Below are 25,421 nucleotides of genomic sequence, written 5' to 3' on the forward strand. Positions count from 1 at the left end.
TATACGCAAGCCAGATAAACTACACACCCAATAAAACTGTGAAAAGCTTATGAAACTGATTGGTTCAATCACCAGCCCCTATGTGCGTAAAGTGCGCATCGTCATGGCCGAGAAAAAACTGGACTTCCAGTTTGTGACCGAAGACGTGTGGGCGGCAGACACCGACATCTCTGCGTCTAACCCTTTGGGTAAGGTGCCCTGCTTGGTGATGGAAGGCGGCGAAGCTATTTTTGATTCGCGCGTGATCGTGGAATACGTAGACACACTCTCGCCCGTGGGCAAGCTCATTCCAGAGCGTGGCCGCGAGCGCGCCGAAGTGAAAACTTGGGAAGCCTTGGCCGATGGACTGTTGGACGCAGCCATTCTGGCCCGCCTCGAAGCCTCATGGCCAGGCCGCAAAGAGGGCGAGCGCAGCCAAGCTTGGATTGACCGTCAAATGAAAAAAATTGACGACAGCTTGATCGCCATGGACCGTGCCTTGGCCGAACGCAGCAACTGCGTGGGCATTCACCTGAGCTTGGCCGACATTGCGGTAGGCACCGCGGTCAGCTATTTGGACTTCCGTTTCCCCGCCATCGATTGGCGTGGACAACACCCCAACCTTGGGGCTTTGTACGAACGCTTGGCGCAACGCCAAAGTTTCAAAGACACGCTGCCGACTTAACTGTTGGCGCGTTTTTTTAACCAGCGCATCAAGCCCCCCACCACGGGCAGTTTTTCGTACAACTCTTCAGCCGCGTCCCAGTAGTCACGGTGTACGGCGACGCGCCACAGGCCCGCTTCTTCGCGCAACACAAAGTGCGTGGCCCCGCGAATGGTTTGAGTTGTGCCGCCATCTATGCGCGCCATGGCGAACAAAAAATCCCAAGTCACAAAGCACTGCGTACCTTGTAGTACTTGGGTGGTGATCACAAAGCGTGGCGCATCCAGCGCTTCAAACATGTGGACAAAAATGTGTTCGATTTCGGCCAAGCCCTGCACTTCGTTGAACGGGTCTTTGAATTGCGCGTCGGCTGTGTAGAGCTCGGCCATGCGTGCGACATCCGTGGGCTTGAGATGTTCAAAGAAATGAACCACACGCTGCAAGGCAGCTTCAGGCGTGTCTGACGATTGGGTGTTGAAAGACATGTTTTCCGTTCACATGCCAGTGCCGCGTCGCACCAAGGCAAAGTACCAGCGGTAGGGCAGCAAGCGCAACAACATCATCATGCGCGTGAAGCGTTTAGGAAAGTGAATGTGAAATTCGCCTTTGCGCCAACCTTTGAGAATCTCGGTTGCAGCCCTTTCAGATGAAATGAGTGCTGGCATTGGAAAATCATTGCTCGCCACCAACGGTGTCTCCACAAAGCCGGGGTTGATCAAGCTCACGCCCACGCCGTGCGGTGACAAGTCGTAGTGCAAAGCCTCGGCCAAATTGATGAGCGCGGCTTTGGTGGGTCCATAGGCCAAGCTCTGTGGCAAGCCGCGAAAGCCTGCGACGCTGGAAATGAAGCTGAGGTGCCCCGAGCCTTGCGCCACCAGTGTGGACAGCACGGCATCTAGCACGCGCAGTGCGCCTGTGTAGTTGACGTCAAGGTGGCGCAGTATCTCCGGCAAGGCGAAGTTAGCCGCGCGCATGGGCTGGTAGTAGCCGGCGCAATACATCACCACATCTAAGCCTTGTTGTGCCTGCACGTACTTGGCGGCTTCTGCCATGGCCGAGGCATCGCTCACATCCAGCACCACGGCTTGAGCGCCGGGGTGCGCATCGACAAACTGTTGTAACAACTCGGCCTTGCGCGCCGACACCACCACACGTGCGCCTGCTGCGTGCAAGGCTTTCGCCGTGGCCAAGCCAATGCCGCTGGATGCGCCAATCAGCCACACGCTGCGGCCATGCCAGTCGGTGATGGGTGGGTTGAGAGGTTTTAAAAGATGCATATCAAGAACCCGTGTGAACATTGCGTGGCATCACCATACCATCCCGACCATGTACATGGGTCATGGCTGTGCGCCTGCTAACAGGTGCTGACGAAGTTTGCGTTGTGAGGTTTCGGGCGCTAACCAAATGCCCATGAAACGCTGCGCCAAGTCGAGGTCGCGCAGCTCACCCAACAAGCGGTCTTGGTGCAACAGCTGCATGCCTTTGTCGGGGGCGTAAATGCCGGTGATGCGTTCGCCCGCGCGCACATTGGGAATGATCCCTTGCAATGTGGCTGACCAAGTGTTTTGTTGGACGGCGCTCAACGGTCGCTGACCTTGCATCTCGTCGATGGAACGCTGCGCAATGTCTGTACCTTTGAAGTCGCGCAAATAGCGCAGCTCAAGCACCAGCAGTTGTTTGGCCCAGTCCTCAGCCACAAACGCCGAGCTGGCCCACAGGCTGGCGTCGTACACGTCAAACCCCCAATAGGTGAGGCGTTGTTGCCCCACCAAACGCGGCGCGGTCAACACCTGGCGCAACTGGGGCGTGGGTTGCAACGGTTCGCGGTTGGTTTGAGCATGCGTCACGCGCAACGGCCCAAAGCTCGCAGTCGCCACCAGCGCTGTGTGAAACCCAAGCCTTAAAGCCGCGCGACGTGTGGTCATGGTTTGAGCAAGGTGAACTGAATCACGTCGGTGTTGTGTTGCTCAAACGCAGCCTCGCAGTAAGCGAGGTAAAACTCCCAAATGCGCATGAAGCGTTCGTCAAACCCGAGCTGCAACACCTGTGCTTTGTCCGCCATGAACTGGTGACGCCAGCGGCGCAGTGTCTCAGCGTAGTCCAAACCAAAGGCCAACTCGTCCACCACTTTCAGGCCAGCGCGCTCAGCGTGTGCGCGGAACGCGCGGGGGCAAGGTAAGCAGCCGCCGGGGAAGATGTATTGTTGAATGAAGTCGGTACTTTTCACGTAGCGCTCAAACAGCGCGTCGTCGATGACGATGGTTTGCACACAGGCTTTGCCGCCCGATTTAAGTAAGCGGGCCACGCTCTCAAAATACGTGTCCCAATATTCTTGACCCACGGCCTCCAGCATTTCGATGGAGCAAATGGCGTCATACGGGCCATCGTCAATGTCGCGGTAGTCTTGCAAACGCAAGCTGCTGGTGCTGTCTAAACCCAAGCGCTGCATACGCTGGTTGGCAAAGGCCAGTTGTTCGTGGCTCAGGGTCACGCCACTCATGTGTGCGCCAAACTCTGTGCCGCCGAGCTCGGCCAATGCGCCCCAACCGCAACCGATTTCAAGAATGCGATCACCCGCTTTGGCGTTCACCATGCGCAGGGCGCGCCGCACTTTGGCGGTTTGCGCGTCGGTCATGGGCTTGGCGTGGTCGTTGTCAAACCAAGCGGACGAGTAGTTCATCGTGGGGTCTAGCCACAACTTGTAAAACGCGTTGCCCAAGTCGTAATGTGCGTGGATGTTTTTCTTGCTGTTGCTGCGCGTGTTGCGATGCAACAGGTGGCGCACGCGGTAATACAAGCGGCCCAGCCAGCTGCCAAAAATCAGCTCGTCCATGTCGCGGCGGTTGGCCACCAAAAGTTGCAGCAAGTCGGCCAAGTTGTTGGTGGTCCATTCGCCGGCGATGTAGCTTTCGGCAAAGCCAATGTCGCCGGATTTCAATGCCTGTGTGAGCGGTGCGTAGCTGTGCAAATGCAAAGTGGCATTGAGCTCTTTGCCAGAAGCAGACGGTGAGCCAAATTGCTCCACACGGCCATCGGGCCACTGCACATGCAGCGTGCCGTGTTGCAAACGTTGCAGCAGGCTCAGCACGCGGCGTGCGGCGGCGGGCATGGCTTCGGTCTGAGAGGAGCGAGTGGTGGAGGTCGTGCTATTCATGGGCGGGTCTCAACATCAACGAGTCACAAAATCTTGCGGGGGTGTGGGCTTGGTGAAAAACGGCACGCGCTTGAGCCACAGCTTCAAGGCCTGCCAGTGAATGCGTGCCATCACCATCAGCGTCATCAGCGGGTAGCCCCATAGGGCGTGGCGCAACTCGGATGGGGTGATGGGTTTGAGTTGGCCGCTCACGCTGGTTTCAATCAAGGGGCCAGCGGCATCGTCGTGGTCGACGCGGGCCAGGGTGTGGTCTGCCGTGCGCATGAAGCGAAAGCGGTAGTCGCCCTGCACGGCGCAAAACGGCGACACATGAAACACCTTGTTGGCGCGTTGCTCCACGCCGTAGTGCGGGCGGTCTAGCAAATAGCAATGACGCTCGCCAAAGGTGTTGTTCACTTCCACCACGATGGCGCGCAAGCTGTTGTCTGCGGCGTGGCAATACCAAAAGCTCACGGGCTTGAAGGTGTAGCCCAGCACGCGCGGGTAGCAGTGCAGCCAAACTTCGCCCGTCGCGTCGGCGATGCCTTCGCTGTGTAGCAGCTCGTCTAGCCAAGCCAGTGCGCCGCCTTCTTTCGTGTCACGGCCGTCGCCATGGTCCACGTCGTGAAAGCTGATGGCGCCTGCGCGGTTGATGGGCAGCACGGCATCGTTATCGCTTTGCAGCGTGCGCATGGGCAACATCAAAAAGAAGGTGCTGTAGTTGAATGCGTGCGGCGTGGGGCGCAATCGCGTGTGACGCACTTGGCCAAAGCCAATCATGGCTTTGGCTTGGTCGGTGGCGGTTGCAGCGCTTGACATCATGCGCTGAGCGTGCGCGATTTGGCCAGCAAAGTCTGTGCGGCATCACGCCCAGCCTTGAAGCCATCTTCATGGAACCCGTAGCCCATCCACGCGCCGGCAAACCAGGTGTGTTGCTGGCCTTGCAGCTGCGGCATTTGGGCTTGCGCCTCAATGGCTGGCAAATCAAACACGGGGTGGGCGTAGTCGTATTCGCCAAGAATGTGGGCGGGGTCAATCTCGTGCACAGGGTTGAGCGACACGATCACGTCTTGTGTGAACGGCAACGGCTGCAACAGGTTGAGCCAGTAGTGCAAGCAAACGCGTGTGGACTCGGTGTTGCTGTGCGCGGCGCGTTCGTAGTTCCAAGCGGCCCATGCGAGTTTTGTCTTGGGCATCACCGAGGTGTCGGTGTGCAACACGGCGCGGTTGGGGTGGTAACGAATGGCGCCCAAAGTGGCCACTTCTTGCGGCGTGGGCTCTGCCAGCATGGCCAGCGATTGGTCGGCGTGGCTGGCCAAAATCACTTGGTCAAACCTCTCTGAGCCGTTGTGCGTTTGCAGTGTCACGCTGTGTGCGTCGCGTTCAATGCGAAGCACCGGTGTGTTCAGCCGTTTGTCTGCAATGCCCGCCAAAATTTTCTCAACATAGTGGCGTGCGCCGCCTGCCACCGTGTACCACTGTGGGCGGTTGTTGACTTGAATCAGACCGTGGTTGTGGCAAAACCGAATCATGGTGGCCACTGGAAACTTCAGCATTTGGTCGGTGGGGCAACTCCAGATGCAGCCCAACATGGGTAGCAAATACCAATCGCGAAACGCCTCACTGAATTTGTGCGAGAACAAAAAACCGCTCAGCGGCTGCGCGAGTTCGTGGTCTTGGTTGCGCTCGGCCAGCTCGGTGGCCAGCGTGTTGAAGCGCATCACATCGCGCAGCATCAGCAAGAAGTTGGGCTTGAACAGGTTGCTGCGTTGGGCAAACACGGTGTTGAGGTTGGCGCCGTTCCACTCCAAAGCGCCCTTGCCATTTTTGTTCGGCACTTGGACCGAAAACGACATGTCAGATTTCACGGTGGCCACGTGCAGCTTTTCAAACAAGGCAATCAGCCCAGGGTATGTGCGCTCGTTGTAAACCAAAAAGCCCGTGTCCACACCGTGTGTTTGCATGCCAGTGGCAGTGGGCAAGGTCACGTCCACGGTGTGGGTGTGACCGCCGAAATAGTCACCCGCTTCAAACAGTGTGACGTCAGCTGCTCCGTGCAAATGGTGTGCGGCAGACAGGCCAGAAATGCCCGACCCTACGATGGCGATGCGTGGCTTCATTGCGCAGCACCTTTAGAAACAGTTTGTTTTTCTGCCAATTGCTTTTCAATCTCTTGCACAAAACTTTTGTCTTGCGGGCCTGTCATGCTGCTGAAGCTCTTGATGCTTTTGCCATCGCGGCTGATCACGTATTTGTAAAAGTTCCACTTGGGCGCTGTGCCAGTTTGTTCGGCCAGTTGTTTGAACAGTGGCAAAGCGTCTGGGCCACGCACGGTGGTTTTCACAAACATGGGAAATTTCACGCCAAAGGTGTTTTCGCAAAAGTCAGCAATCTTGGCGTTGCTATCGGGCTCTTGTGAGAAGTCGTTGCTCGGAAAACCCAGCACCACCAAGCCACGGTCTTTGTACTTGGCGTGCAAGGCTTCTAGGCCTTTGTATTGCGGTGTGAATCCGCAAAAGCTGGCGGTGTTCACGACCACCACCACTTGGCCTGCGTATTGGCACAGGGCTTGCGGTTTTTCATCTTGTAGCCGTGCCACCGTGTGTTGCAACACGCGTGGGCAGCCGGCCGATGCGGCCGCGCCTTCGGGTGCGCTGTAGGCTGGGCTGAGGCCAAAAAATAGCCCAATGGATGCGAATACAAAACGGTAGATCACGGGAAAGCCCTTTTTCGAACAGGGGCAATCATGGCTTAATATGAAAAAACTGTCTAGGACGCAACTATTCTCCACGTTCAATTGCGGGGGATTTCTAACCATGAACGCACGTGAAGACCCTTCACAAATCACGCTGTCTATTTCGGCCGTCGAACGTGACACCGGCATTGGCAAAGACACCCTGCGCGTGTGGGAGCGCCGCTATGGGTTTCCCACGCCTGCCCGCGATGCCAACGACGAGCGCACGTACCCCATGGCCCAGGTCGAGAAGCTACGCGTCATCAAACGCTTGATGGACCAAGGCCATCGCCCAGGGCGAATCGTGGCGCAATCGATGGACGCCTTGGAACACTTGAGCCGAGGCGAGGCTTCTTTGCAGTCAAGCCAGTCCATGGCTGTGCCTGTGCGCGAAGATTTGACGGCCTACATCACCCTGCTTCAAGCCCAAGACCACGATGGCATTCGCCGTGAACTGCTGCACGTGTTGACGCAAGATGGACTGCAAAAGTTTGTGACTGATTTGGTGGCGCCTTTGACCACGCTGGTGGGTGATACCTGGGCGCGTGGTGATTTGGCTGTGCACGAAGAGCATCTCTACACCGAGTGCGTGAGCACCTTGATGCGTCAAGCCATAGCTGCCATTCCCAAATCCGCCCTCGGTGGCGGGCCGACAGTGCTGCTGACCACCTTCCCCAAAGAGTCGCACGGCTTGGGTCTGTTGATGGTCGAGGGTTTGCTGACTTTGCAGGGCTGTCGTTGTGTGTCGCTGGGCACACAAACCCCGGTGCGCGACATTGCGCAAGCAGCTATCGCATACCGCGCCGATGTGGTGGCCTTGAGCTTCAGCCTCAACATGAATCCCAACCATGTGGTGGATGGCTTGCGTGAGTTGAATTCACTCTTGCCTTCGACGGTCAAGGTTTGGGCGGGCGGCAGCGCACCCGTGCTGCGTCGCCGCCAAATTGAGCAGGTGCTGGTGTTGCAAGGCCTGACGTCAATTTCTGAGGCTGTCGACCAATGGCGTCATCCACAAACCAAAGCGAAAAGCAAGGTCGCTGCGGGTCTGCACAGCTGATCCGTTAGGCTGGCGCCGCCTAGAATTGCGCCACCATGACCGACATCACCTTGCTTCCCCCCGCTTTTCTCTCCAAGCTCTCTTCACGACAAGACGCGGTGCAACGCGTGGCCGCTTTGCGTGCGCAGGGTCCGGTGGTGTTTACCAATGGCGTTTTTGATGTGCTGCACCGTGGCCACGCGTCGTATTTAGCACAGGCCCGCAGCGTGGGCGGCAGTTTGGTGGTGGCCTTGAACAGCGACGCCTCCGCACGCCGTTTGGGCAAAGGCCCAGACCGCCCCTTGAACAACGAGCTAGACCGCGCGGCGTTGATGGCCGCTTTAGAGTCTGTGAGTTTGGTGACTTGGTTTGACGAAGACACACCGCTGGAACTCATCACCGAGTTGCGCCCCGATGTGTTGGTCAAAGGCGGCGATTACGACATGAGCAAACTCGCTGAGACGCAAGTGGTACTGGCCTACGGTGGTCGCGCCCAAGCGATTCCGTTTGTCGATGGTTACTCGACCACGGCCTTGGTGAAGAAGATTCGCCAAGGCTAAAAGCAAGGGCACGCCGCAGCGTGAGCGCTTGCGTTTTAAGTTGTGCCAAACACGCAGCGCCATAAAGCTTGGATGGCTGCGCACTCTTTCTCTAGTTCAACCGTCGGCACTTGTGTCGGCTGTTCGTCCAATCGGGCACGGTGTTGCACGCGGCGAAGTTCACGGTAAGCACTGCCTGCCGCCGCACCTACGCCCGAAGGCAACAAGCCTGATATTTCAGCGCTCAGCAACAAAGCAATATTGCCCACGTTGGCTAGCAAGTCGGGGTGTTGCTCTGCGTGGGCGAGCACCAAATATTGAACGGCAAACTCCACATCCACCATGCCACCCGCGCTGTGTTTGACGTCAAACAAATCTGGTTTCAAGGGATGGGCGGCGCGCATCTTGTCGCGCATGGTCACAATTTCTTGACGCAAAGCAGCCAGGTCGCGTTTGGCATTGATGACATTGGCACGCACGCTGTCGAAACGCGCTTTGAGTTCGGGTGCGCCTAGGCAAAAACGCGCACGCGTCATGGCTTGGTGTTCCCAAGTCCACGCGGTGTTTTCTCCGCGTTGGCCCTGGTAGTCGGCATAGGCGTCGAAGGTCGAAACCAAGAGACCCGAGTTGCCGTTGGGGCGCAGCGCGGTGTCTATCTCGTACAAATCGCCGTCACCGGTTTTCACGGTCAGCCAGTTGATGAGCTTGCGCACATAGGCCGCATAGATTTCGCCCGCCCGTTCATGTGCGTCTTCGTACACAAACACAATGTCCAGGTCGCTGCCGTAGCCCAGCTCTTTGCCGCCTAACTTGCCGTAAGCCAGGATGGCGAACTGCGGTTCGTCGCGGTGGCGTTGTTTGAAGTGTTGCCAGACCCAGCGGCTGGTGATTTTCAGCAGGCAATCGGCCAAGGCACTCAAATCGTCGGCCACTTGCTCCACCGTGATGCGGCCCTCTACGTCACGTGCCAAGGTGCGAAAGACTTCTGCATGGTGGGCACGGCGCAGCAAGTTGAGCAGAGTTTCTTCGTCGGCTTGGCCGGTGGATTGGAGCGAGGCCAAGCGACGTTCTAGCTCTTGCTCAAACTCTTCGGGCACAAAGCGCTCAGCCAACAAAGCCTCACCTGCTAGCTCGTCAATCACGCCAGGGTGCTGCTGCAAATACTTGGCAGGCCAACGTGCCATGCCGAGTAGTCGCATGAGTTGTTCGTGCACACGCGGGCGTTCGATCAACAAGGCCAAATAGCTTTCGCGGCGCAGCAGCGGCTCCATCCAGTCAGTCCAACGCACAGCGGCTTCTTCACTCACACGGCCAGCGTCAATCCACGCGTTGGTGCGTTGCAAAAGTTTGAGTAAGCGCTGCACGCTGTCATCGCGCAGGGCGCGGATGCGGGGCAGCTCGCACCAGTGCATGACGCGCTCACGCAAGCGTGGGTTCAAGTCGGGCAGCAAGGAGGCCAAATCGACGTAGTCGTGTTTGGGCGTGCAGCCTTTGCAGTCGCCGTTGTTGTTGCCATTGCTATTGCTGTTGGGCTCGGTCTTGTCGCCCAAACCCAGCAAGCGGTCAAACTCTTGCGCCACCAGCTCGCGATGGCTGTCGAGCTGGCTCAAAAAGTCGCAAGTGTCGCCAAAGCCCAAGGTCAGCGCCATCCAGTTCAAGTCGTCGTCGTTGGTGGGCAGCACATGGGTTTGTTGGTCGTCCAAGTATTGAATGCGGTGCTCGACTTGGCGTAAAAACACATAGGCCTTGGCCAGCGCATCGGCGGTGGCCGCGGGCATGAGGTTGGCTTGGCTCAAGCGCTGCAAAGCGGCCAAGGTGGGGCGCGTGCGCAGCTCGGGAAAGTGGCCACCACGCACCACTTGCAGCAGCTGCACCGTGAACTCAATTTCACGGATGCCACCGCGCGACAGCTTCACATCGTTGGCACGCTCGGGGCGGCCCGCGCTGCGCGAGGCCGAGTGTTTGCGAATTTGCTGGTGCAGTCCGCGCAAGGACTCGAACACGCTGTAATCCAAATAGCGGCGAAACACAAAGGGCAATATGGTGTCACGCAACTCGAACGCATGGGCCTTCGCGCTGAAGGGTGCAACCACACGGCTCTTGAGCCACGCAAAGCGTTCCCATTCGCGCCCCTGAACCAAAAAATATTCTTCCAACGCCTGGCGCGACACCACGCTCGGGCCCGAATTGCCGTTGGGGCGCAATGCCAAGTCCATGCGAAACACAAAGCCGTGGTCTGTGGTGTCGCCAATCAGCGCGTAAATCAGTTTGACGGCTTTGGCAAAGTAGTCGTGGTTGCTGATGCGTCCGCGCCCATCGGGCAGGCCCGTGGTGTCGCCGTCTTCGTCGTACACATAAATGAGGTCGATGTCGCTGGACACATTCAGCTCGCGCGCGCCAAATTTGCCCATGCCGATGATCCACAGCACCGCCCGTTCGCCGCTGGGTGTGGTGGGCGAGCCGAAGCTGACGTCCAGCTGAGCTTGGGCTTCGCGAAAGGCGATGTCGAGGGTGAACTCACCCAGCTTGGTCACCGCGCGGGTGATCACATCGAGGCTGGCACCTTGTTCGCAGTCCAGCACCACCAAGCGTTCCATCACCAGCTGGCGCAGCATGCGCAGCGAGTCGGCGCAGTTGTGGGTTTGGCGCAGCGCTTTAAAACAGGTTTGCATCGTGGCCAACACGGGTGCACCTTCGGGCAACAAATGCAGCTCATTCGCGTACCGGCGACGCAAACGCTGGACGAAGCGCGAATAAGTACTCAGATTGGGCAGAGAGGAGGGGATAATTCTGGTCACGTTGCTAGCACCATGAAACATTTGTCAGACTCTGTAAAACCCACCCCCGAAAGCCTTGCGGCTGATTTGAAAACCAAGTCAGGCTGGCGTCGTGCGCTTCATTGGGTCTTGGGTTTGGTGTTCTTCGCGTGGGTGGCTGTGTTGCTGGCTTGGAGCGCTTTGCACATTTTCATTGTGCCGCGAATCGGTGATTACCGCGAAGTGATGCAACAACAAGCCACACGCGCTTTAGGGCTGCGCGTGGAAATCGGCAGCATCACCGCCCAAGGCGGTTGGCTGGTGCCATGGTTTGAGCTCAACGACATTCAGTTGTACGACCGCGAAGGCCGCGAGGCACTCAGCTTGCCACGCGTGTTGGCCGCGATGTCGCCGCGTTCGGTGTTGCTCGGTCAGTTTGAGCAACTCGACATTGAACAACCCGAGCTCGAAATTCGCCGAGATGCCAATGGTCATGTGTGGGTGGCGGGCATTGACACGGGTGCTGCGGGTGACGGCAGTGGTGCGGATTGGTTTTTTTCGCAACCCGAATTTGTGGTGCGTGGCGGTCTGATTCACTGGCGTGACGACAGCCGCACAAGTGCTGCGCAAACCCCTGCGCCTGTGTTGACGCTGCAAGGTGTTGACCTGTCTATCAAGAACCAATGGTTTCAACACGCGTTGCGTGCTGACCTTACGCCGCCCGAGGCGTTCGGTCAACGCTTGTCGGTGCGGGGCAAGTTTTATCAGCCGCCGTGGCAGCGTGCAGGCGACACCTCGCAATGGTCGGGTGAGATGTTTGGAGACTTGCCGTTCGTCAACCTGGCCACTTTGCGCCAATGGGTGCCCATGGACAAAGGCTTGTCTTTGCAAGAGGGCCGAGGCGCGTTGCGCTTGTGGGCCGATGTGAAAAATGGCGTTCCCCAGGGCGTGACCGCTGACGTGGCCTTGGATGCTGTGGATGCCCGTTTGGGTGTCAATGTGTTGCCTTTGGCTTTGCGTCATGTACACGGGCGCATCGGTGTGCAGTGGCAAGACGGTGAGGTTGCAATCAGCAGCCAAGACTTGGTGTTCGACACCCAAGAGGGCGAGCATTGGCCTGGCGGCGTTTTGCGCGTGAGCTGGCGCGGTGATGCGTTTGAGGCGGGCACTTTGACCGCTGATCGTTTGGACTTGGAAGCCTTGGCGCAAATCAGCCAACGCTTGCCTTTGCCCGAAGCATTGCGTGCCATGTTGTCGCGCGTGCAGCCGCAAGGTCAGGTGAACCAGCTCAAAGCCACATGGCAAAAAAATTCCGATGCCTCGTTGAACTACAGCGCCAAAGGCCAAGTCCGTCAGTTGGCCATGCAACGCGATGCTTTGCCCACCAGCCCCTTGGCCGACGTGCCCGGCATGCAAGCGGCGCAGCTGGAGTTTGACTTGACGCAAAAAGGCGGCAAGGCGCGGGTCAGCATTCTCAACGGCAGCATCACCTTGCCGGTTGGGCTGGACGAGCCCCGCATCGCGTTAGAAGAAGCCTCGGCACAAATTGCGTGGCAACACAAAGGTGACGAGGTGGCGGTGCAGTTCACCCAAGGCCGCGTGGTGAACGCCGACTTGGCGGGCGAGTTCAGCGGGAATTGGAAAACAGGCGAAGCCAGCGCACGCTTGCCCGGCGTGTTGGATTTAACCGCCACACTCAGCCGCGCCAAAGTGGCACATGTGCATCGTTACTTGCCCAACACATTGCCGCGCGATGTGCGTGCCTATGTGCGTGACGCCGTGCAAGCAGGTGACGCCAGCCATGTGACGATGCGCTTGCGCGGCAACTTGCGCGACATGCCGTTTGACAACCCCAAGCTCGGAGAGTTCCGCATTGCCGCGCAAGTGGCGCAGGGCCACTATGCCTATGTGCCCCCCGTGCCAACCAAGGCCAAGACGGTGCAAACCGCCGCATGGCCAGCCCTAACCGAAGTCAACGGTGATCTGGTGTTTGACCGCAGCACTTTGCAGTTCAAAGGCAGCACGCAACTGGCAGGTGCGCCCCAAGTGACGTGGCAAAAACTGGTGGCCAACATTCCCAAACTTGACCAGCCCGTGGTCAGCGTGACGGGTGAGGCCCGTGGGCCTGTGGCCCAAGTGTTAGACATGATTTCCAAATCTACCCTCAATGATTTAACCGGCACGGTGCTCAGCAAAAGCCAAGCCACGGGCGATGCCAATTTCAAATTGGCCTTGACCTTACCCATTGACCATCTGGACAAATCCACGGTGCAAGGCAGTGTGGTGTTTGCTGACAACGCCTTGCAAGTGATGCCAGGTACGCCGGTGCTCAACCGCATGCGCGGCACCTTGCAGTTCAGCGAGCAGGGCTTTCAGCTCAAGGGCCTGCAGGCGCAATTGTTGGGAGGCGATGCCACGCTCGATGGTGGCCTGTCGTTTGTGGCGACTGAAGGCCAATCACCTTTGCAACTCAAGATCCGTGGTGACTTGACGGCCGAAGGCCTGCGACAAGCGCGTGAACTTGGGTTTGTCTCGCGTCTTGCGCAACGTGCTACAGGCAAGTCGGCATACAGTGCCAATTTAGGTTTGCGTCGTGGCGTGCCCGAGTTGTCTATCAACAGCGACCTCAAAGGCATGGCCTTGACCTTGCCGGCGCCTTTGAGTAAACCCGCTGCCGCGTTGATGCCGCTGCGCATTGAGTCCCAGCTCACGCGTGAATCATTACAGCCCAAGTCGCGCGTGTTGCAAGACCAAATCAGCGTCACGCTGGGGCGGGTTGTGTCGGTGACTTACGTGCGCGACCTCAGCGGCGCGCGCACGCGTGTGGTGCGAGGTGGCATCGCCGTAGGCCAGTCGGTGATGGATGCGGTGCCCATGCGCGACAACGCGGTGAGCTTGAATTTGCAATTGCCCGTGCTAGATCTGGATGCGTGGAACACGGCACTGACACAATTCACCGGTGTTTCGCCACTCAAGCGCAAATCAACGCGTCAATCGGTGGTTGGGTCTGAGGCCGCATCGGACGATGCGCAAGACTACATGCCTGCATTCGCAGCCTTGCGCGCAGACCAAATCAAAGTGTCTGACCGTTTGATCCACAAGGTGCTGGTTGGCGGCACGCGCCAAGGGGAGCTGTGGCGCTTGAACATCAGCGCCGACGAACTCAATGGCTCTGCTGAAGTTCGCCCACCCAATGGCAACCTGCCCGCACACTTGTATGTGCGCTTGGCCTATTTGAATATTCCACCAAGCTTGGTGCCCGATGTCGAAAGCTTGTTGACAGAGCAGCCCAGCAGCATTCCCGGCCTAGACATCGTGGTGAATGACCTGACCTTGCGTGGCAAAAAACTGGGCCGGCTTGAAATTGAAGCCGTCAACCGCGTGGGCACCAATGCCGTGCGGGAGTGGCGTTTGAACAAATTCAACGTCATCCTGCCCGAGGCCACGTTGACCGCCAACGGCGTCTGGGCGGCAGAGGGGCCGTTGGTGCGACGCACCCAATTTAACTTTGTGTTGGCCATTCGTGACAGTGGCGATTTGTTGACCCGCTTAGGCACCCCCGGCGCGATTCGCCATGGCGAAGGTCGCCTAGAGGGCCAAGTGTCTTGGCAGGGTTCCCCCATCACGTTGGACTACGCCAGCATGAACGGTAAGATGCATTTGGCGATTGAAAAAGGTCAGTTCTTAAAGACCGAGCCAGGCGCGGCGCGATTGCTGGGCGTGCTCAATTTGCAAGCCCTGCCACGCCGCTTGACCTTAGATTTCAGTGACATCTTCAGCGACGGCTTTGCCTTTGATTTTGTGCGTGGCGATATTGGCATTGACCAAGGTGTGGCATCGACCAACAACTTGCAAATGAAGGGCGTGGTGGCCGGCGCGTTGATCGAAGGCAGTGCCGACTTGGTGCGTGAGACCCAAAAACTCAAAGTGGTGGTGGTGCCTGAAATCAATGCGGGCACAGCGTCACTGTATGTGGCCACCATCAACCCCCTGATTGGCTTGACCACCTACTTGGCGCAAATGGTGTTGAGCAAACCGCTGGTGCGTGCAGGCACGAATGAATTTTTTGTAGATGGCACGTGGAGCAGCCCGCGCGTGACCAAGGTCGACTGATGCCGTTCTCGTTTCCGCTTGCGTCGCGCACACGCCGCCGTGTGTTGTGGGCGGTTTTGGTCATTCTGGTGTTGTCCATGCTCAGCACCTTGGTGTGGCTTGCGGGTCGCTATGAGGTGACGCAAGTGCAAAGCCGAATTGAGCGTGACGCAGCCGATGCGGTGAGCGACATCCGTACCGCGCTCACCCGCAATGTGCAAAGTTTGCAAGCTTTGCAATACGCCAATCATTCGGCAGTGCCCTGGACGCAAGAGGCCAGCACCATGCTGCGCGAGCACCGTGAGTGGCTGCGTTTGGAGTTGCGCGACACCGAGCTGCGCGTTCTCAACAGTGTGGACACGCCCTTTCATGCACCCGTCTTCAGCCGTTTTGGTCGCGAGGCCAACCAGCCCGAAGTGGTGCAAGCCTGCGGTGTGGCGCGACGCCAAAGTGGCCCCGGTTATGGCGCGAGCACTTACGTGCCGCAAACCAATGGCTTGGGGCTGGAGATCATGGATCTGTGTTTGCCCGTCATCACCGATGGCGTATTAACGGGTTACACCGTGGCCACGTATTCTTTGGGCGAAATCTTGGTCAACATGGTGGGCCAGCAGCTCACGCGTAGCCAAGAGGTGTCATTCACAGAGTCGGACGGCACGCGCTTGGCCATGCATGGCACGGCGCGTCGTGGCTCGCGCGTGTTCATTGCCAAGCAGCTGATAGATTTGCCCGGCCACACCATGGTGCTGCGCATAGACAGTTGGCGCGCTGCACCCGACCTCTTTCCCAATGTGTTGACGGCGTTGGTGACCGCCATGGCGCTTGCCTTGGTCACCGTGTTGGTCATGCTAGCGCGTGACATGCGCAGACGCCAGCGCGTCGAGCTAGACCTGGCCGATGCCTTGGCCTTTCGCAAAGCCATGGAAGACTCACTGGTCACGGGCTTGCGTGCGCGTGACAGCGAAGGTCGCATCACCTATGTGAACCCCGCGTTTTGCGAGATGGTGGGGTTTGAAGCTAAAGAATTGATTGGTCAAAGCCTTCCTGCGCCCTATTGGCCGCCCGAGATGGTGGACGAATACGGCCAACGCCAAGCCTTGCGCTTGGCTGGCAACGCACCGCCGCGCGAAGGCGCTGAATCGGTGTTCATGCGCAAAAACGGCGAGCGTTTTCCCGTAATGATCTTTGAGGCCCCGCTCATCAATGCCTTGGGCGAACAAACGGGTTGGATGGGCGCCGTGCTGGACGTGAGCGAGCAGCGCCGCGTGGAAGAAGTGTCGCGTGCCAGCCAAGAGCGGCTGCAAGCCACCGCGCGTTTGGCCACCGTGGGCGAGATGGCATCGCTCTTGAGCCACGAGCTGAATCAACCGCTCGCTGCTATTTCCAGTTACGCAACCGGCAGCATGAACTTGTTGCAAGACGCGGCATTCAAAGACCCACAGTTGGCCGAAACTTTGAGCAGTGCGATACAACGCATTGGGCAACAGGCTGAGCGAGCAGGCAAGGTCATCAAAAGCGTGCATGACTTTGTGCGACGCCGCGACCAAGCGCGTGAGGCCGTCAAGCCGCGTGCCTTGCTTGACGACGTGATGCCCTTGGTCATTTTGCAAGCACGCAAACTCGGGGTGCGCGTGGTTGTTCATTGCCCGTCTGATTTGCCCGCCGTGCTGTGCGACCGCACCATGGTGGAACAAGTGTTGCTGAACCTCGCGCGCAATGGCATGCAAGCCATGGCGGGCGATACGCCACACAAGGTGCTGACCCTCAGCGTGCGCCCTGCGGCATCCAATGCCAACAGCCGCTGGTTGGAGTTTTTGGTGGCCGATGTAGGCCAAGGCATTGCGCAAGGCGTGGCCGAAAAACTCTTCACGCCCTTCTTCACCACCAAACAAGAAGGCATGGGCTTGGGGTTGAGTTTGTGCCGCACCGTGGTCGAACAGCACGGCGGCTTTTTAAGCCACCATGCCAACACCCCGCGCGGCACAGTCTTCAGTTTCACCCTGCCACAATCCGGCGCAGAGGCCTGACACATGCAACCCACAGAAGACGCTTTGGTATTTATTGTTGACGACGACGCTGGCGTGCGCGAGGCCCTGGCTTGGTTGCTGCGCTCGCGCCGTTTGCCCAGCCAATCGTTTGACAGTGCCGATGCATTTGCCGAATCCTTGATCACCTCAAACGGGCCATGGCGGCCCGCTCAACCGGGCTGCTTGTTGCTTGATGTGCGCATGCCAGGCATGAGTGGCTTGGCTTTGTTTGAGCAACTCATCGAACGCCAATTGCTGGATGTGTTGCCCGTGATCTTTTTGACCGGCCACGCCGATGTGCCGACTGCGGTGGATTCGGTCAAGCGCGGCGCATTTGATTTTTGCGAAAAACCTTTTTCAGACAACGCCTTGGTCGACCGCATCGAGCAAGCCTTGGCGCGTTCTGCACACACCTTGCAAAGCTTGCGCACCAAACAAAGCTTGCAACACAACTTGGCCGATTTGACGGAGCGCGAACGCGATGTGATGCACTTGGTGGTCGAAGGCCTGCCCAACAAACTCATCGCAGACCAGCTCGACATCAGCGTGCGAACGGTGGAAGTGCATCGCGCCCGTGTGTTTGACAAGATGAATGTGAAGTCGGCCGTGGAGCTGGCCAACTTGTTGCGCGGCGAGTGAGTTATTGGGCGTCTTTGGCCGCTTCTTTTTGGGCCGCTTCGTGTTCAGCCTCGGTTTCTTCCCGGCCTGAGAACATGGTCCACCAAACGATCAACACCAAGATGCAACCTGCGCCCAGCGCTTCTAGCAAAATTAACAACATGAGACACACCCTTTGGCGTTGGACATGGGTCCTGATTGTAGGAAGCTTGGTGGCGTGCAGCACACCGCGCCAAGCGCCTGTGAGCGACTACGCCCGACCTTCTGCGGCTCGCCCTGCTGCCGATGCGCCGCGTGCCACGGGCAGCTTGGCCGGTACACCGGGCACGCCCAACCCGCAACAAAGCTATCGCAGCCGTTGGGTGGCCACGTCTTGGAACGATGTACCCGGTTGGCAAAACGACCAACTGCAAGACGCATGGAACGCATGGCTGCAAAACTGCGAACGTCCCGGCCCCTTGTTTGCGCCGCTGTGCAAAGACGTGCGTCAGCTCATGCTGGGTAGCGACGCCGACCGCCGTCTGTGGATGATGAGCCACTTGCAGCCCTACCGCGTCGAGTCACTCGATGGCGCAACGGATGGTTTGCTCACCAGCTATTACGAGCCTTTGTTTGATGCGTCTGCGCAAATGCGTCCCGGCTTTGAAGTGCCTTTGTACGCGCCCCCAGATGGCTTGGCTGAAGCGCGTCGCGCTGGCCGCCCATGGTTCAGCCGCCAAGACATCGACAACCACCCACAAGCGCGTGACGCCCTGCGCGGCCGCGAAGTGGCATGGTTGGCTGACCCGATTGACGCTTTGGTGTTGCACATCCAAGGTTCTGGCCGTGTGCGCATGGCCAATGCCGATGGCAGCACACGCGTGGTGCGCTTGGCTTTTGCGGGCTCGAACGAGCAGCCTTATCAAAGCGTGGGTCGTTGGCTGCTGGACCGAGGCCTCATTCGCGATGCCTCGTGGCAAGGCATCAAAGCATGGATCGTCAGCACCCAACAAAGCAACCCGCGTTTGGTGCAAGAGATGTTGTGGAGCAACCCACGCTATGTGTTCTTCCGCGAAGAAACCCGCAGCGCCGCCGATGCAGACCTCGGCCCTCGAGGTGCACAAGGCGTGCCGCTGACCTCGGGTCGCTCCATCGCGGTTGACAAAGATTCCATTCCCTACGGCACGCCGGTGTGGCTGGCCAGCGCGGGGCCCAACGGCAATTTGCAACGCTTGGTGTTTGCGCAAGACACCGGCAGCGCCATCGTGGGCGCGGTGCGAGCCGATTACTTTGCGGGCACTGGCCTAGAGGCAGGGGACTTTGCCGGTCGCATGAAGCAGGGCTTGCGTTTGTGGGTGTTGTGGCCCAAGTGACGCCATGAGCATCAAACAGTTCAATGGCGAGTGGGTGTGTCAGCAAGACCGCGTCTTGTTTCGCTTCAACACCAGCGAAGACCAAGAGTTCAATTTTTGGCTCACGCGTTATGTGCTCAAGGGTTTACTGCAAGGTGCGCAGCAGTTGACCGTGCAGGCCTTAGAAAAAGTGCACACGCCGCAGGTTGCGCAAGTCGTGCAATCGTTCCAACAGGCGTCGGTGACGCAGCAGCTCAACTTTCAAGAAACCTTCCAAGTCGCCAAAGAAAAGCCCATGGGCGAGGCGCCGTTGTTGGTCACGGGTTTGCTGCTGAATCGCCAGGGCGAGGTGGTCACGCTCAAATTTGATTTGGAAGGCGGCAAGTCTGTGCAAGTGCAGATGAATCCATCTGTCTTACAAGTCATGTTGGCTTTGCTGAACAAGCTGCAAGGCATTGCGCAGTGGGGCGTTGGCTTTGAGACTGAAGGCCCAACCGACCCCAACAGCCCAAGCGCTAGCGCCCCACCTTTGATGCACTGATGAAGCGAAGTCCATGACCCGCAGGTGCCATGGGTGACAGGCGTGTGTGGCATCTCGTCCTAAACTTTGGCAAAGCACGCCATTGATTGGAGCAAGCCATGAACGCCCCCCTGCCTGAGCATATTCGCCGCGCACTCGACACCGTGTCGCTGGACGACAAATACAGCCTCGACACGGGTCGCGCTTTCATGAGTGGCGTGCAAGCCTTGGTCAAACTGCCCATGTTGCAGCGCCAACGCGATGCGCTCCAAGGTAAAAACACGGCAGGCTTTATCAGTGGCTATCGCGGCTCGCCCTTGGGCACGTATGACCAATCGCTGTGGAAGGCCAAGCCGTATTTAGAAGCGCAAAACATCGTCTTTCAGCCGGGTGTGAACGAAGAATTGGCTGCCACCGCGCTGTGGGGCACGCAGCAACTCGGCTTTGCACCGCCGGGCAGCAACAAGTTTGATGGTGTGTTTGGCATTTGGTACGGCAAGGGTCCTGGCGTGGACCGTTGCTCTGATGTGTTCAAGCACGCGAACATGGCGGGGACCACCCCATGGGGCGGCGTGCTGGCCATTGCAGGTGACGACCATGTGGCCAAAAGCTCGACGGCCGTTCATCAGAGTGACCACATCTTCAAAGCCTGCGGCACACCCGTGTTCTTTCCCAGCAACGTGCAAGAAATTTTGGATTTGGGTTTGCACGCCATCGCCATGAGCCGCTTCAGCGGCGTGTGGTCGGGCATGAAGACGATTCAAGAAATTGTGGAGTCCAGCTCGACCGCGGTGATCGACCCTCAGCGCGTGAACATCGTCATTCCCGAATTTGAAATGCCTGCGGGTGGTCTGCATATCCGCTGGCCCGACACCGCGCTAGAGCAAGAAGCCCGTTTGTTTGACTACAAGTGGTACGCAGCTTTGGCCTATGTGCGCGCCAACCGCTTGAACCACAACGTCATCGAAGGCCCGAACGATCGCTTGGGCTTGATTGCCAGTGGCAAAGCGTATAACGACACGCGCCAAGCCTTGCTCGATTTGGGGCTGGACGACGCGACCTGCCGCCGCCTTGGCATTCGCTTGCACAAGGTGGCCGTGGTGTGGCCTTTAGACGCACAGCTCACGCGCGATTTCGCTACGGGGCTGCAAGAGATTTTGGTGATTGAAGAAAAACGCCAAGTCATTGAGTACCAGCTCAAAGAAGAGCTGTACAACTGGCGCGCCGATGTGCGGCCCAATGTGTTGGGCAAGTTCAACGAGATCGATGGCGACGACGGCAAGCAAGGCCCCTTCGGTGGCGGCGGTGGCGAATGGTCCATGCCCAATCCCAGCGCCAACACCTTGCTGCGTGCCAACGCTGACTTGAATCCCGCACTCATTGCCAAAGCCATTGCGCAGCGTGTACTCAAGCTCGGCGTAGATGCCGACACGACCGCACGTATCCATGCGCAGCTGGCCATCATCAGCGGCAAAGAAACGCAGATGCAAACCGTCACGCTCAAGGCCGACCGCATGCCTTGGTTTTGCTCGGGATGCCCCCACAACACCTCCACCAAAGTGCCTGAAGGTTCGCGTGCAATGGCAGGCATTGGTTGCCACTTCATGGTGTTGTGGATGGACCGCGACACGAATGGCTTCACACAAATGGGTGGCGAAGGCGTGCCTTGGGTGGGTCAACAACCGTTCGTGAACGACTCACACATCTTTGCCAACTTGGGCGACGGCACTTACTTTCACAGCGGTATCTTGGCGATTCGCCAAAGCATTGCAGCGGGTGTCAACATCACTTACAAACTGCTTTACAACGATGCGGTGGCGATGACGGGAGGCCAGCGTGTGGGCGAGAGGCCAGAGGGCCACAGCGTTTTGCAAATTGCACAAAGCATGAAAGCCGAAGGCGCACAACGCATCACCGTGGTGACAGACGAGCCCGAGAAATACGAAGGCGCAGGCTTGGTGGAAGGCGTGGCCGTGTTCCATCGCGACGAGCTAGACCGCATCCAACGTGAGATGCGCGAAATCAAGGGCTGCACCGTCATCATTTACGACCAAACCTGTGCCACCGAAAAACGCCGCCGTCGCAAACGCGGCACCATGGCCGACCCCGCCACGCGTGTGCTGATCAACGAGTTGGTGTGTGAAGGCTGCGGCGACTGCGGTGTGCAAAGCAACTGCATGAGTGTGGAGCCACTCGAAACCGAATTTGGTCGCAAGCGCACCATCAACCAAAGCACGTGTAACAAAGACATCAGCTGTGTGAAAGGCTTTTGTCCAAGCTTTGTCACGGTGGAAGGTGGCAGCTTGAAGAAGAAAGCCAAGGGCGTGTCTCGCATCGCCCTGCCCGAGCTTGAATTGCCACAACCCACCTTGCCCGATACAGAGCAAGCTTGGGGCATGGTGGTGGCGGGTGTGGGCGGAACGGGTGTCATCACCATTGGTCAGTTGCTGGGCATGGCCGCGCACATTGAAGGCAAAGGCATCGTCACGCAAGACGCGGCAGGCCTCGCGCAAAAAGGCGGTAGCACTTGGAGTCATGTGCTCATTGCCAACCACCAAGACGACATTCGCACCACACGCGTGGGCGTGGCGGCGGCAGACTTGATCATTGGCTGTGACCCCATTGTGGTGGCGGGCAAAGAAACCTTGCAACGCATGCGCGCAGGTCGCAGCCATGTGGCGCTGAATGCGCACAGCGCACCCACCGCTGCCTTTGTGCGCAATGCCAATTGGCAAAACCCGGGCGAAGAATGTGTGGCCACCATCGCACACGCCGTGGGTGTTGAAGCCGTGAACGCCTTTGATGCCAACCGGGTAGCCACCCAAGTGCTGGGCGACAGCATTTTTGTGAACCCCATGGTCTTGGGCTTCGCGTGGCAAAAAGGTTGGGTGCCACTTGGCCATGAAGCGTTGATGCGCGCGATGGAACTCAACGACATGGCCGTGGCGCAAAACAAAGCGGCGTTTGAATGGGGCCGTCATTGCGCCGAACATTGGGAGACTGTGCTGACTTTGCTTGCGCCCTTGCAAGTGGTGCAGTTTCACAAGCCCGAAGGTGTGGATGCACTCATCGCCAAACGCGCCGAGTTTCTGACCGATTACCAAAGCGCAGCCTATGCCAACAGCTACCGCGCCATGGTCGAGCGTGTGCGAGAGGCGGAAGCGCCGCAGCACAAAACCTCGCTCACCGAAGCCGTGGCCCGCAACCTGTCCAAGCTCATGGCCTACAAGGACGAGTACGAGGTTGCTCGCTTACACACAGACAAAGCCTTCTTGCAAAAGATAGACGGCATGTTTGAAGGCGACTACACCCTCAACTACCACTTGGCACCGCCCCTCATTGCCAAGACCAATGCCAAAGGTGAGTTGCAAAAGCAAAAGTTTGGGCCGTTCATGCTTACGGGCTTTAAGCTGCTCAAACATTTGAAAGTGCTCAGGGGCACGGCGCTGGATGTGTTTGGTTACACCGAAGAGCGCCGCACCGAGCGCGAACTCATCCAGCAGTACACGGACAGTTTGGTCATGGTGATCGCCAAGCTCGACACCAGCAACCACGCTTTGGCGGTGGAGCTGGCGCGAATCCCTGAACAAATCAAAGGCTTTGGCCATGTCAAAGCCCGCCACTTGGCGGCTGCGCGTCAGAAGTGGGAGACCTTGAAAGTGCAGTGGTCCGCCCAACATTGAGGTGACAAACCAGCCGCATACAATCCGCGGTTGGCCTGCCGGGGCGTTTTGTACCCTGGCAGCAGTCCCTCAATTTGGAGTCTGATCGTGTTGATTTCTTCTGCTTTTGCCCAAACCGCTCCTGCCGCTGCTGCCGGCACTGACCTGATGTCTTCTTTGCAAGGCATGTTGCCCTTGGTGTTGATGTTTGTGGTCTTGTATTTCGTGATGATTCGCCCACAGATGAAGCGTCAAAAAGAACACAAAGCCATGATCGAAGCGATCGCCAAAGGCGACGAAATCGCCACCGCTGGCGGTTTGCTCGGCAAGGTGACCAAGTTGGCTGATGCCACTGTGACCATCGAAATCGCTGCTGGCGTGGAAGTGCAATTGCAACGCCAAGCCGTGGTGCAAGTGCTGCCCAAGGGCTCACTGTAATTCGTACCCACCACTAAGACGACGAAGCGATCATGAACCGTTACCCCCTTTGGAAGTACGCGATCATCGTGATCGCTTTGTTGGTCGGCAGCCTCTACACGTTGCCTAACTTTTTTGGCGAAGCGCCTGCGGTGCAGGTGTCGGCTGCCAAGTCGTCGGTCAAGGTCGATTTGGCTGTGCAAGACCGTGTGCAAGCGGCCTTGGCCGCTGCCAACCTAGCGCCCGATGTGGTGACCTTGGACAACGGTTCACTCAAAGTGCGCTTTGACAGCACCGACAAACAAATCAAAGCCAAGGACGCCATCCAGCAAGCCTTGGTGCCAGACGCCAACGACGCCTCATATGTCGTGGCGCTCAATTTATTGGCCCGCTCACCTGCGTGGCTGACCTCGCTCAACGCAGCGCCCATGTATTTGGGTTTGGACTTGCGCGGTGGCGTGCACTTCATGTTGCAAGTGGACATGCCTGCGGCGTTGACCAAAAAGGCGGAGTCCTTAGCCGGTGACATTCGCACCGGTTTGCGCGAAAAGAACGTGCGCCACAGCGGCATCAGCCGTAACAACCAAACCATCGAAATTCGCTTTCGCGACATGGCTACCTTGGACGCTGCGCAACGCGTGATTCAAGACCAGTTTCTAGACTTGCAAACCGCAAGCAGTCCTGATGGCGCTGACTTCAAACTCACCGCGGTCATCAACCCCGTAGCTGCCAAGCGGGTGCAAGAGCAAGCCATCAAGCAAAACATCACCACGCTGCACAACCGCATCAACGAACTTGGCGTGGCCGAACCTGTGATTCAACAGCAAGGCACCGACCGCATCGTGGTGCAACTGCCTGGCGTGCAAGACACCGCCAAGGCCAAAGATATTTTGGGCCGCACCGCCACGCTGGAAATCCGCATGGTGGACGACAGCGCCGAAGCGCGCAGTGCAGAGTTTGGCAATGGTCCTGTGCCGTTTGGTACAGAACGTTTCTTGGATCGCAGCGGCCAAGCGGTGATTGTGAAAAAACAAGTCATCTTGACCGGCGAAAACCTCACCGACGCACAACCCGGCTTTGACACGCAAAACCAAGAGGCGGCCGTGCATTTGACGCTCGACGCCAAAGGCGCACGCATCTTCAAAGACGTGACGCGTGAGAGCGTGGGCAAACGCATGGCTATTCTGCTGTTTGAAAAAGGCAAGGGCGAAGTGGTGACCGCGCCTGTGATTCGCAGTGAAATCGGCGGTGGTCGTGTGCAAATTTCTGGCCGCATGAGCACCGTGGAAGCCAACGACACCGCCTTGCTGTTGCGCGCTGGCTCGCTGGCTGCACCCATGGAAATCATTGAAGAACGCACCATTGGCCCAAGCTTGGGTGCTGAAAACATTGCCAAAGGTTTTGACTCGGTCACTTGGGGTTTTGTGGCCGTGACCGGCTTCATGTGCATCTATTACATGTTGTTCGGCGTGTTCTCTAGCGTAGCCTTGGCTGTGAACTTGTTGCTCTTGGTGGCCGTGCTCTCGATGTTGCAAGCCACGCTCACCTTGCCCGGCATGGCTGCGATGGCCTTGGTGTTGGGTATGGCGATTGACGCCAACGTGTTGATCAACGAACGCGTGCGCGAAGAGTTGCGCAACGGCGCATCTGCACAGTCTGCTATCCACGCGGGTTATGACCGCGCCTGGGCCACCATCCTCGACTCCAACGTCACCACCCTCATTGCGGGCTTGGCCTTGTTGGCCTTTGGCTCTGGTCCTGTGCGCGGCTTTGCTGTGGTGCACTGTCTCGGTATTTTGACCAGCATGTTCTCTGCGGTGTTCTTCTCGCGTGGCTTGGTCAACGTTTGGTATGGCCGCCAAAAGAAATTGCAAAGCGTGTCTATTGGCACCGTCTGGCGCGCTTAAAAGGAA

At 58.1% G+C, this 25,421-nt stretch carries 20 protein-coding genes; 11 read left to right on the forward strand and 9 right to left on the reverse strand.

The window, feature by feature from the left end; all coding sequences use genetic code 11:
* The first annotated feature begins 49 nt into the window (after positions 1–49).
* Positions 50–664 (forward strand): glutathione S-transferase N-terminal domain-containing protein, encoded by a 615-nt coding sequence (locus RMR24_RS06285; RefSeq protein WP_310614226.1) that lies wholly within the window; start codon positions 50–52, stop codon positions 662–664.
* On the opposite strand, the gene RMR24_RS06290 is transcribed toward RMR24_RS06285, so the two are convergent.
* The 7 genes from RMR24_RS06290 to RMR24_RS06320 are packed head-to-tail and all read right to left on the reverse strand — an operon-like array spanning position 661 to position 6,492.
* Entirely contained in the window at positions 661–1,128 is a 468-nt protein-coding gene (locus RMR24_RS06290) for a nuclear transport factor 2 family protein (protein ID WP_310614227.1), read from the reverse strand. The two genes, RMR24_RS06285 and RMR24_RS06290, sit on opposite strands and share 4 nt — an antisense overlap.
* 9 nt (positions 1,129–1,137) lie before the next feature.
* Entirely contained in the window at positions 1,138–1,920 is a 783-nt protein-coding gene (locus tag RMR24_RS06295; protein ID WP_310614228.1) for an SDR family NAD(P)-dependent oxidoreductase, read from the reverse strand.
* Positions 1,921–1,980: 60 nt separating this feature from the next.
* On the reverse strand, positions 1,981–2,568 hold the full coding sequence (locus tag RMR24_RS06300; RefSeq protein WP_310614229.1) for a chalcone isomerase family protein: 588 nt from the start codon (positions 2,566–2,568) through the stop codon (positions 1,981–1,983).
* Positions 2,565–3,797: a cyclopropane-fatty-acyl-phospholipid synthase family protein gene (locus RMR24_RS06305; RefSeq protein ID WP_310614230.1), complete on the reverse strand. Its 1,233-nt coding sequence runs from the start codon at positions 3,795–3,797 to the stop codon at positions 2,565–2,567. Before RMR24_RS06305 ends, RMR24_RS06300 begins: the two co-directional genes overlap by 4 nt.
* A 15-nt stretch (positions 3,798–3,812) precedes the next feature.
* The gene (locus RMR24_RS06310) at positions 3,813–4,595 is read right to left on the reverse strand and encodes a DUF1365 domain-containing protein (RefSeq protein WP_310614231.1); all 783 of its coding nucleotides are present in this window, start codon (positions 4,593–4,595) and stop codon (positions 3,813–3,815) included.
* Entirely contained in the window at positions 4,595–5,896 is a 1,302-nt protein-coding gene (locus RMR24_RS06315) for an FAD-dependent oxidoreductase (RefSeq protein ID WP_310614232.1), read from the reverse strand. The genes RMR24_RS06310 and RMR24_RS06315 overlap by 1 nt, the downstream gene beginning before the upstream one ends.
* Complete coding sequence (locus RMR24_RS06320; protein WP_405023312.1) at positions 5,893–6,492, reverse strand: glutathione peroxidase; 600 nt, start codon at positions 6,490–6,492, stop codon at positions 5,893–5,895. The genes RMR24_RS06315 and RMR24_RS06320 overlap by 4 nt, the downstream gene beginning before the upstream one ends.
* 100 nt (positions 6,493–6,592) lie before the next feature.
* Between RMR24_RS06320 and RMR24_RS06325 the strand changes: the two genes are divergently transcribed.
* Both RMR24_RS06325 and rfaE2 read left to right on the forward strand, forming a co-directional pair.
* A complete protein-coding gene (locus tag RMR24_RS06325; RefSeq protein ID WP_310614233.1) occupies positions 6,593–7,567 on the forward strand; it encodes a cobalamin-dependent protein in 975 nt (324 codons plus the stop codon).
* Between the two features lie 35 nt (positions 7,568–7,602).
* Positions 7,603–8,106, forward strand: a complete 504-nt coding sequence (gene rfaE2, locus RMR24_RS06330; protein ID WP_310614234.1) for a D-glycero-beta-D-manno-heptose 1-phosphate adenylyltransferase — start codon at positions 7,603–7,605, stop codon at positions 8,104–8,106.
* 35 nt (positions 8,107–8,141) lie between these two features.
* Here the strand turns inward: rfaE2 and glnE are convergent, their stop codons facing one another.
* Positions 8,142–10,904 (reverse strand): bifunctional [glutamate--ammonia ligase]-adenylyl-L-tyrosine phosphorylase/[glutamate--ammonia-ligase] adenylyltransferase, encoded by a 2,763-nt coding sequence (gene glnE / locus RMR24_RS06335; protein ID WP_405023313.1) that lies wholly within the window; start codon positions 10,902–10,904, stop codon positions 8,142–8,144.
* Between glnE and RMR24_RS06340 the strand changes: the two genes are divergently transcribed.
* The 3 genes from RMR24_RS06340 to RMR24_RS06350 are packed head-to-tail and all read left to right on the forward strand — an operon-like array spanning position 10,896 to position 17,599.
* Complete coding sequence (locus RMR24_RS06340; protein ID WP_310614236.1) at positions 10,896–14,954, forward strand: YhdP family protein; 4,059 nt, start codon at positions 10,896–10,898, stop codon at positions 14,952–14,954. The genes glnE and RMR24_RS06340 overlap by 9 nt on opposite strands.
* The gene (locus RMR24_RS06345; RefSeq protein WP_310614237.1) at positions 14,954–16,960 is read left to right on the forward strand and encodes a PAS domain S-box protein; all 2,007 of its coding nucleotides are present in this window, start codon (positions 14,954–14,956) and stop codon (positions 16,958–16,960) included. The genes RMR24_RS06340 and RMR24_RS06345 overlap by 1 nt, the downstream gene beginning before the upstream one ends.
* 3 nt (positions 16,961–16,963) lie before the next feature.
* On the forward strand, positions 16,964–17,599 hold the full coding sequence (locus tag RMR24_RS06350) for a response regulator (protein ID WP_310614238.1): 636 nt from the start codon (positions 16,964–16,966) through the stop codon (positions 17,597–17,599).
* 1 nt (position 17,600) lies between these two features.
* Here RMR24_RS06350 and RMR24_RS06355 read toward each other — a convergent pair whose 3' ends face one another.
* Positions 17,601–17,741 carry a hypothetical protein gene (locus tag RMR24_RS06355; protein WP_310614239.1) on the reverse strand — a complete coding sequence of 47 codons (141 nt, stop codon included), beginning with the start codon at positions 17,739–17,741 and terminating at the stop codon, positions 17,601–17,603.
* Between RMR24_RS06355 and RMR24_RS06360 the strand changes: the two genes are divergently transcribed.
* The 5 genes from RMR24_RS06360 (at position 17,674) to secD (ending at position 25,415) form a co-directional block, all read left to right on the forward strand.
* Complete coding sequence (locus RMR24_RS06360) at positions 17,674–18,930, forward strand: MltA domain-containing protein (protein ID WP_310614240.1); 1,257 nt, start codon at positions 17,674–17,676, stop codon at positions 18,928–18,930. The genes RMR24_RS06355 and RMR24_RS06360 overlap by 68 nt on opposite strands.
* A 4-nt stretch (positions 18,931–18,934) precedes the next feature.
* The gene (locus RMR24_RS06365; protein ID WP_310614241.1) at positions 18,935–19,450 is read left to right on the forward strand and encodes a hypothetical protein; all 516 of its coding nucleotides are present in this window, start codon (positions 18,935–18,937) and stop codon (positions 19,448–19,450) included.
* A gap of 98 nt (positions 19,451–19,548) precedes the next feature.
* A complete protein-coding gene (locus tag RMR24_RS06370; RefSeq protein ID WP_310614242.1) occupies positions 19,549–23,112 on the forward strand; it encodes an indolepyruvate ferredoxin oxidoreductase family protein in 3,564 nt (1,187 codons plus the stop codon).
* An 87-nt stretch (positions 23,113–23,199) separates the two neighbouring features.
* Entirely contained in the window at positions 23,200–23,529 is a 330-nt protein-coding gene (gene yajC, locus RMR24_RS06375; protein WP_310614243.1) for a preprotein translocase subunit YajC, read from the forward strand.
* A gap of 32 nt (positions 23,530–23,561) precedes the next feature.
* Complete coding sequence (gene secD, locus RMR24_RS06380; protein ID WP_310614244.1) at positions 23,562–25,415, forward strand: protein translocase subunit SecD; 1,854 nt, start codon at positions 23,562–23,564, stop codon at positions 25,413–25,415.
* Positions 25,416–25,421: the final 6 nt, after the last annotated feature.

The organism is Limnohabitans sp. (assembly GCF_031539105.1).
Classification (GTDB): Bacteria; Pseudomonadota; Gammaproteobacteria; order Burkholderiales; family Burkholderiaceae_C; genus Limnohabitans.

Coding starts and splice junctions, on each gene's coding strand:
- RMR24_RS06285 (WP_310614226.1), top strand. CDS start 50: ATGAAACTGATTGGTTCAATCACCAGCCCCTATGTGCGTAAAGTGCGC.
- RMR24_RS06290 (WP_310614227.1), bottom strand. CDS start 1,128: ATGTCTTTCAACACCCAATCGTCAGACACGCCTGAAGCTGCCTTGCAG.
- RMR24_RS06295 (WP_310614228.1), bottom strand. CDS start 1,920: ATGCATCTTTTAAAACCTCTCAACCCACCCATCACCGACTGGCATGGC.
- RMR24_RS06300 (WP_310614229.1), bottom strand. CDS start 2,568: ATGACCACACGTCGCGCGGCTTTAAGGCTTGGGTTTCACACAGCGCTG.
- RMR24_RS06305 (WP_310614230.1), bottom strand. CDS start 3,797: ATGAATAGCACGACCTCCACCACTCGCTCCTCTCAGACCGAAGCCATG.
- RMR24_RS06310 (WP_310614231.1), bottom strand. CDS start 4,595: ATGTCAAGCGCTGCAACCGCCACCGACCAAGCCAAAGCCATGATTGGC.
- RMR24_RS06315 (WP_310614232.1), bottom strand. CDS start 5,896: ATGAAGCCACGCATCGCCATCGTAGGGTCGGGCATTTCTGGCCTGTCT.
- RMR24_RS06325 (WP_310614233.1), top strand. CDS start 6,593: ATGAACGCACGTGAAGACCCTTCACAAATCACGCTGTCTATTTCGGCC.
- rfaE2 (WP_310614234.1), top strand. CDS start 7,603: ATGACCGACATCACCTTGCTTCCCCCCGCTTTTCTCTCCAAGCTCTCT.
- RMR24_RS06340 (WP_310614236.1), top strand. CDS start 10,896: ATGAAACATTTGTCAGACTCTGTAAAACCCACCCCCGAAAGCCTTGCG.
- glnE (WP_405023313.1), bottom strand. CDS start 10,904: ATGTTTCATGGTGCTAGCAACGTGACCAGAATTATCCCCTCCTCTCTG.
- RMR24_RS06345 (WP_310614237.1), top strand. CDS start 14,954: ATGCCGTTCTCGTTTCCGCTTGCGTCGCGCACACGCCGCCGTGTGTTG.
- RMR24_RS06350 (WP_310614238.1), top strand. CDS start 16,964: ATGCAACCCACAGAAGACGCTTTGGTATTTATTGTTGACGACGACGCT.
- RMR24_RS06360 (WP_310614240.1), top strand. CDS start 17,674: ATGGTCCACCAAACGATCAACACCAAGATGCAACCTGCGCCCAGCGCT.
- RMR24_RS06355 (WP_310614239.1), bottom strand. CDS start 17,741: ATGTTGTTAATTTTGCTAGAAGCGCTGGGCGCAGGTTGCATCTTGGTG.
- RMR24_RS06365 (WP_310614241.1), top strand. CDS start 18,935: ATGAGCATCAAACAGTTCAATGGCGAGTGGGTGTGTCAGCAAGACCGC.
- RMR24_RS06370 (WP_310614242.1), top strand. CDS start 19,549: ATGAACGCCCCCCTGCCTGAGCATATTCGCCGCGCACTCGACACCGTG.
- secD (WP_310614244.1), top strand. CDS start 23,562: ATGAACCGTTACCCCCTTTGGAAGTACGCGATCATCGTGATCGCTTTG.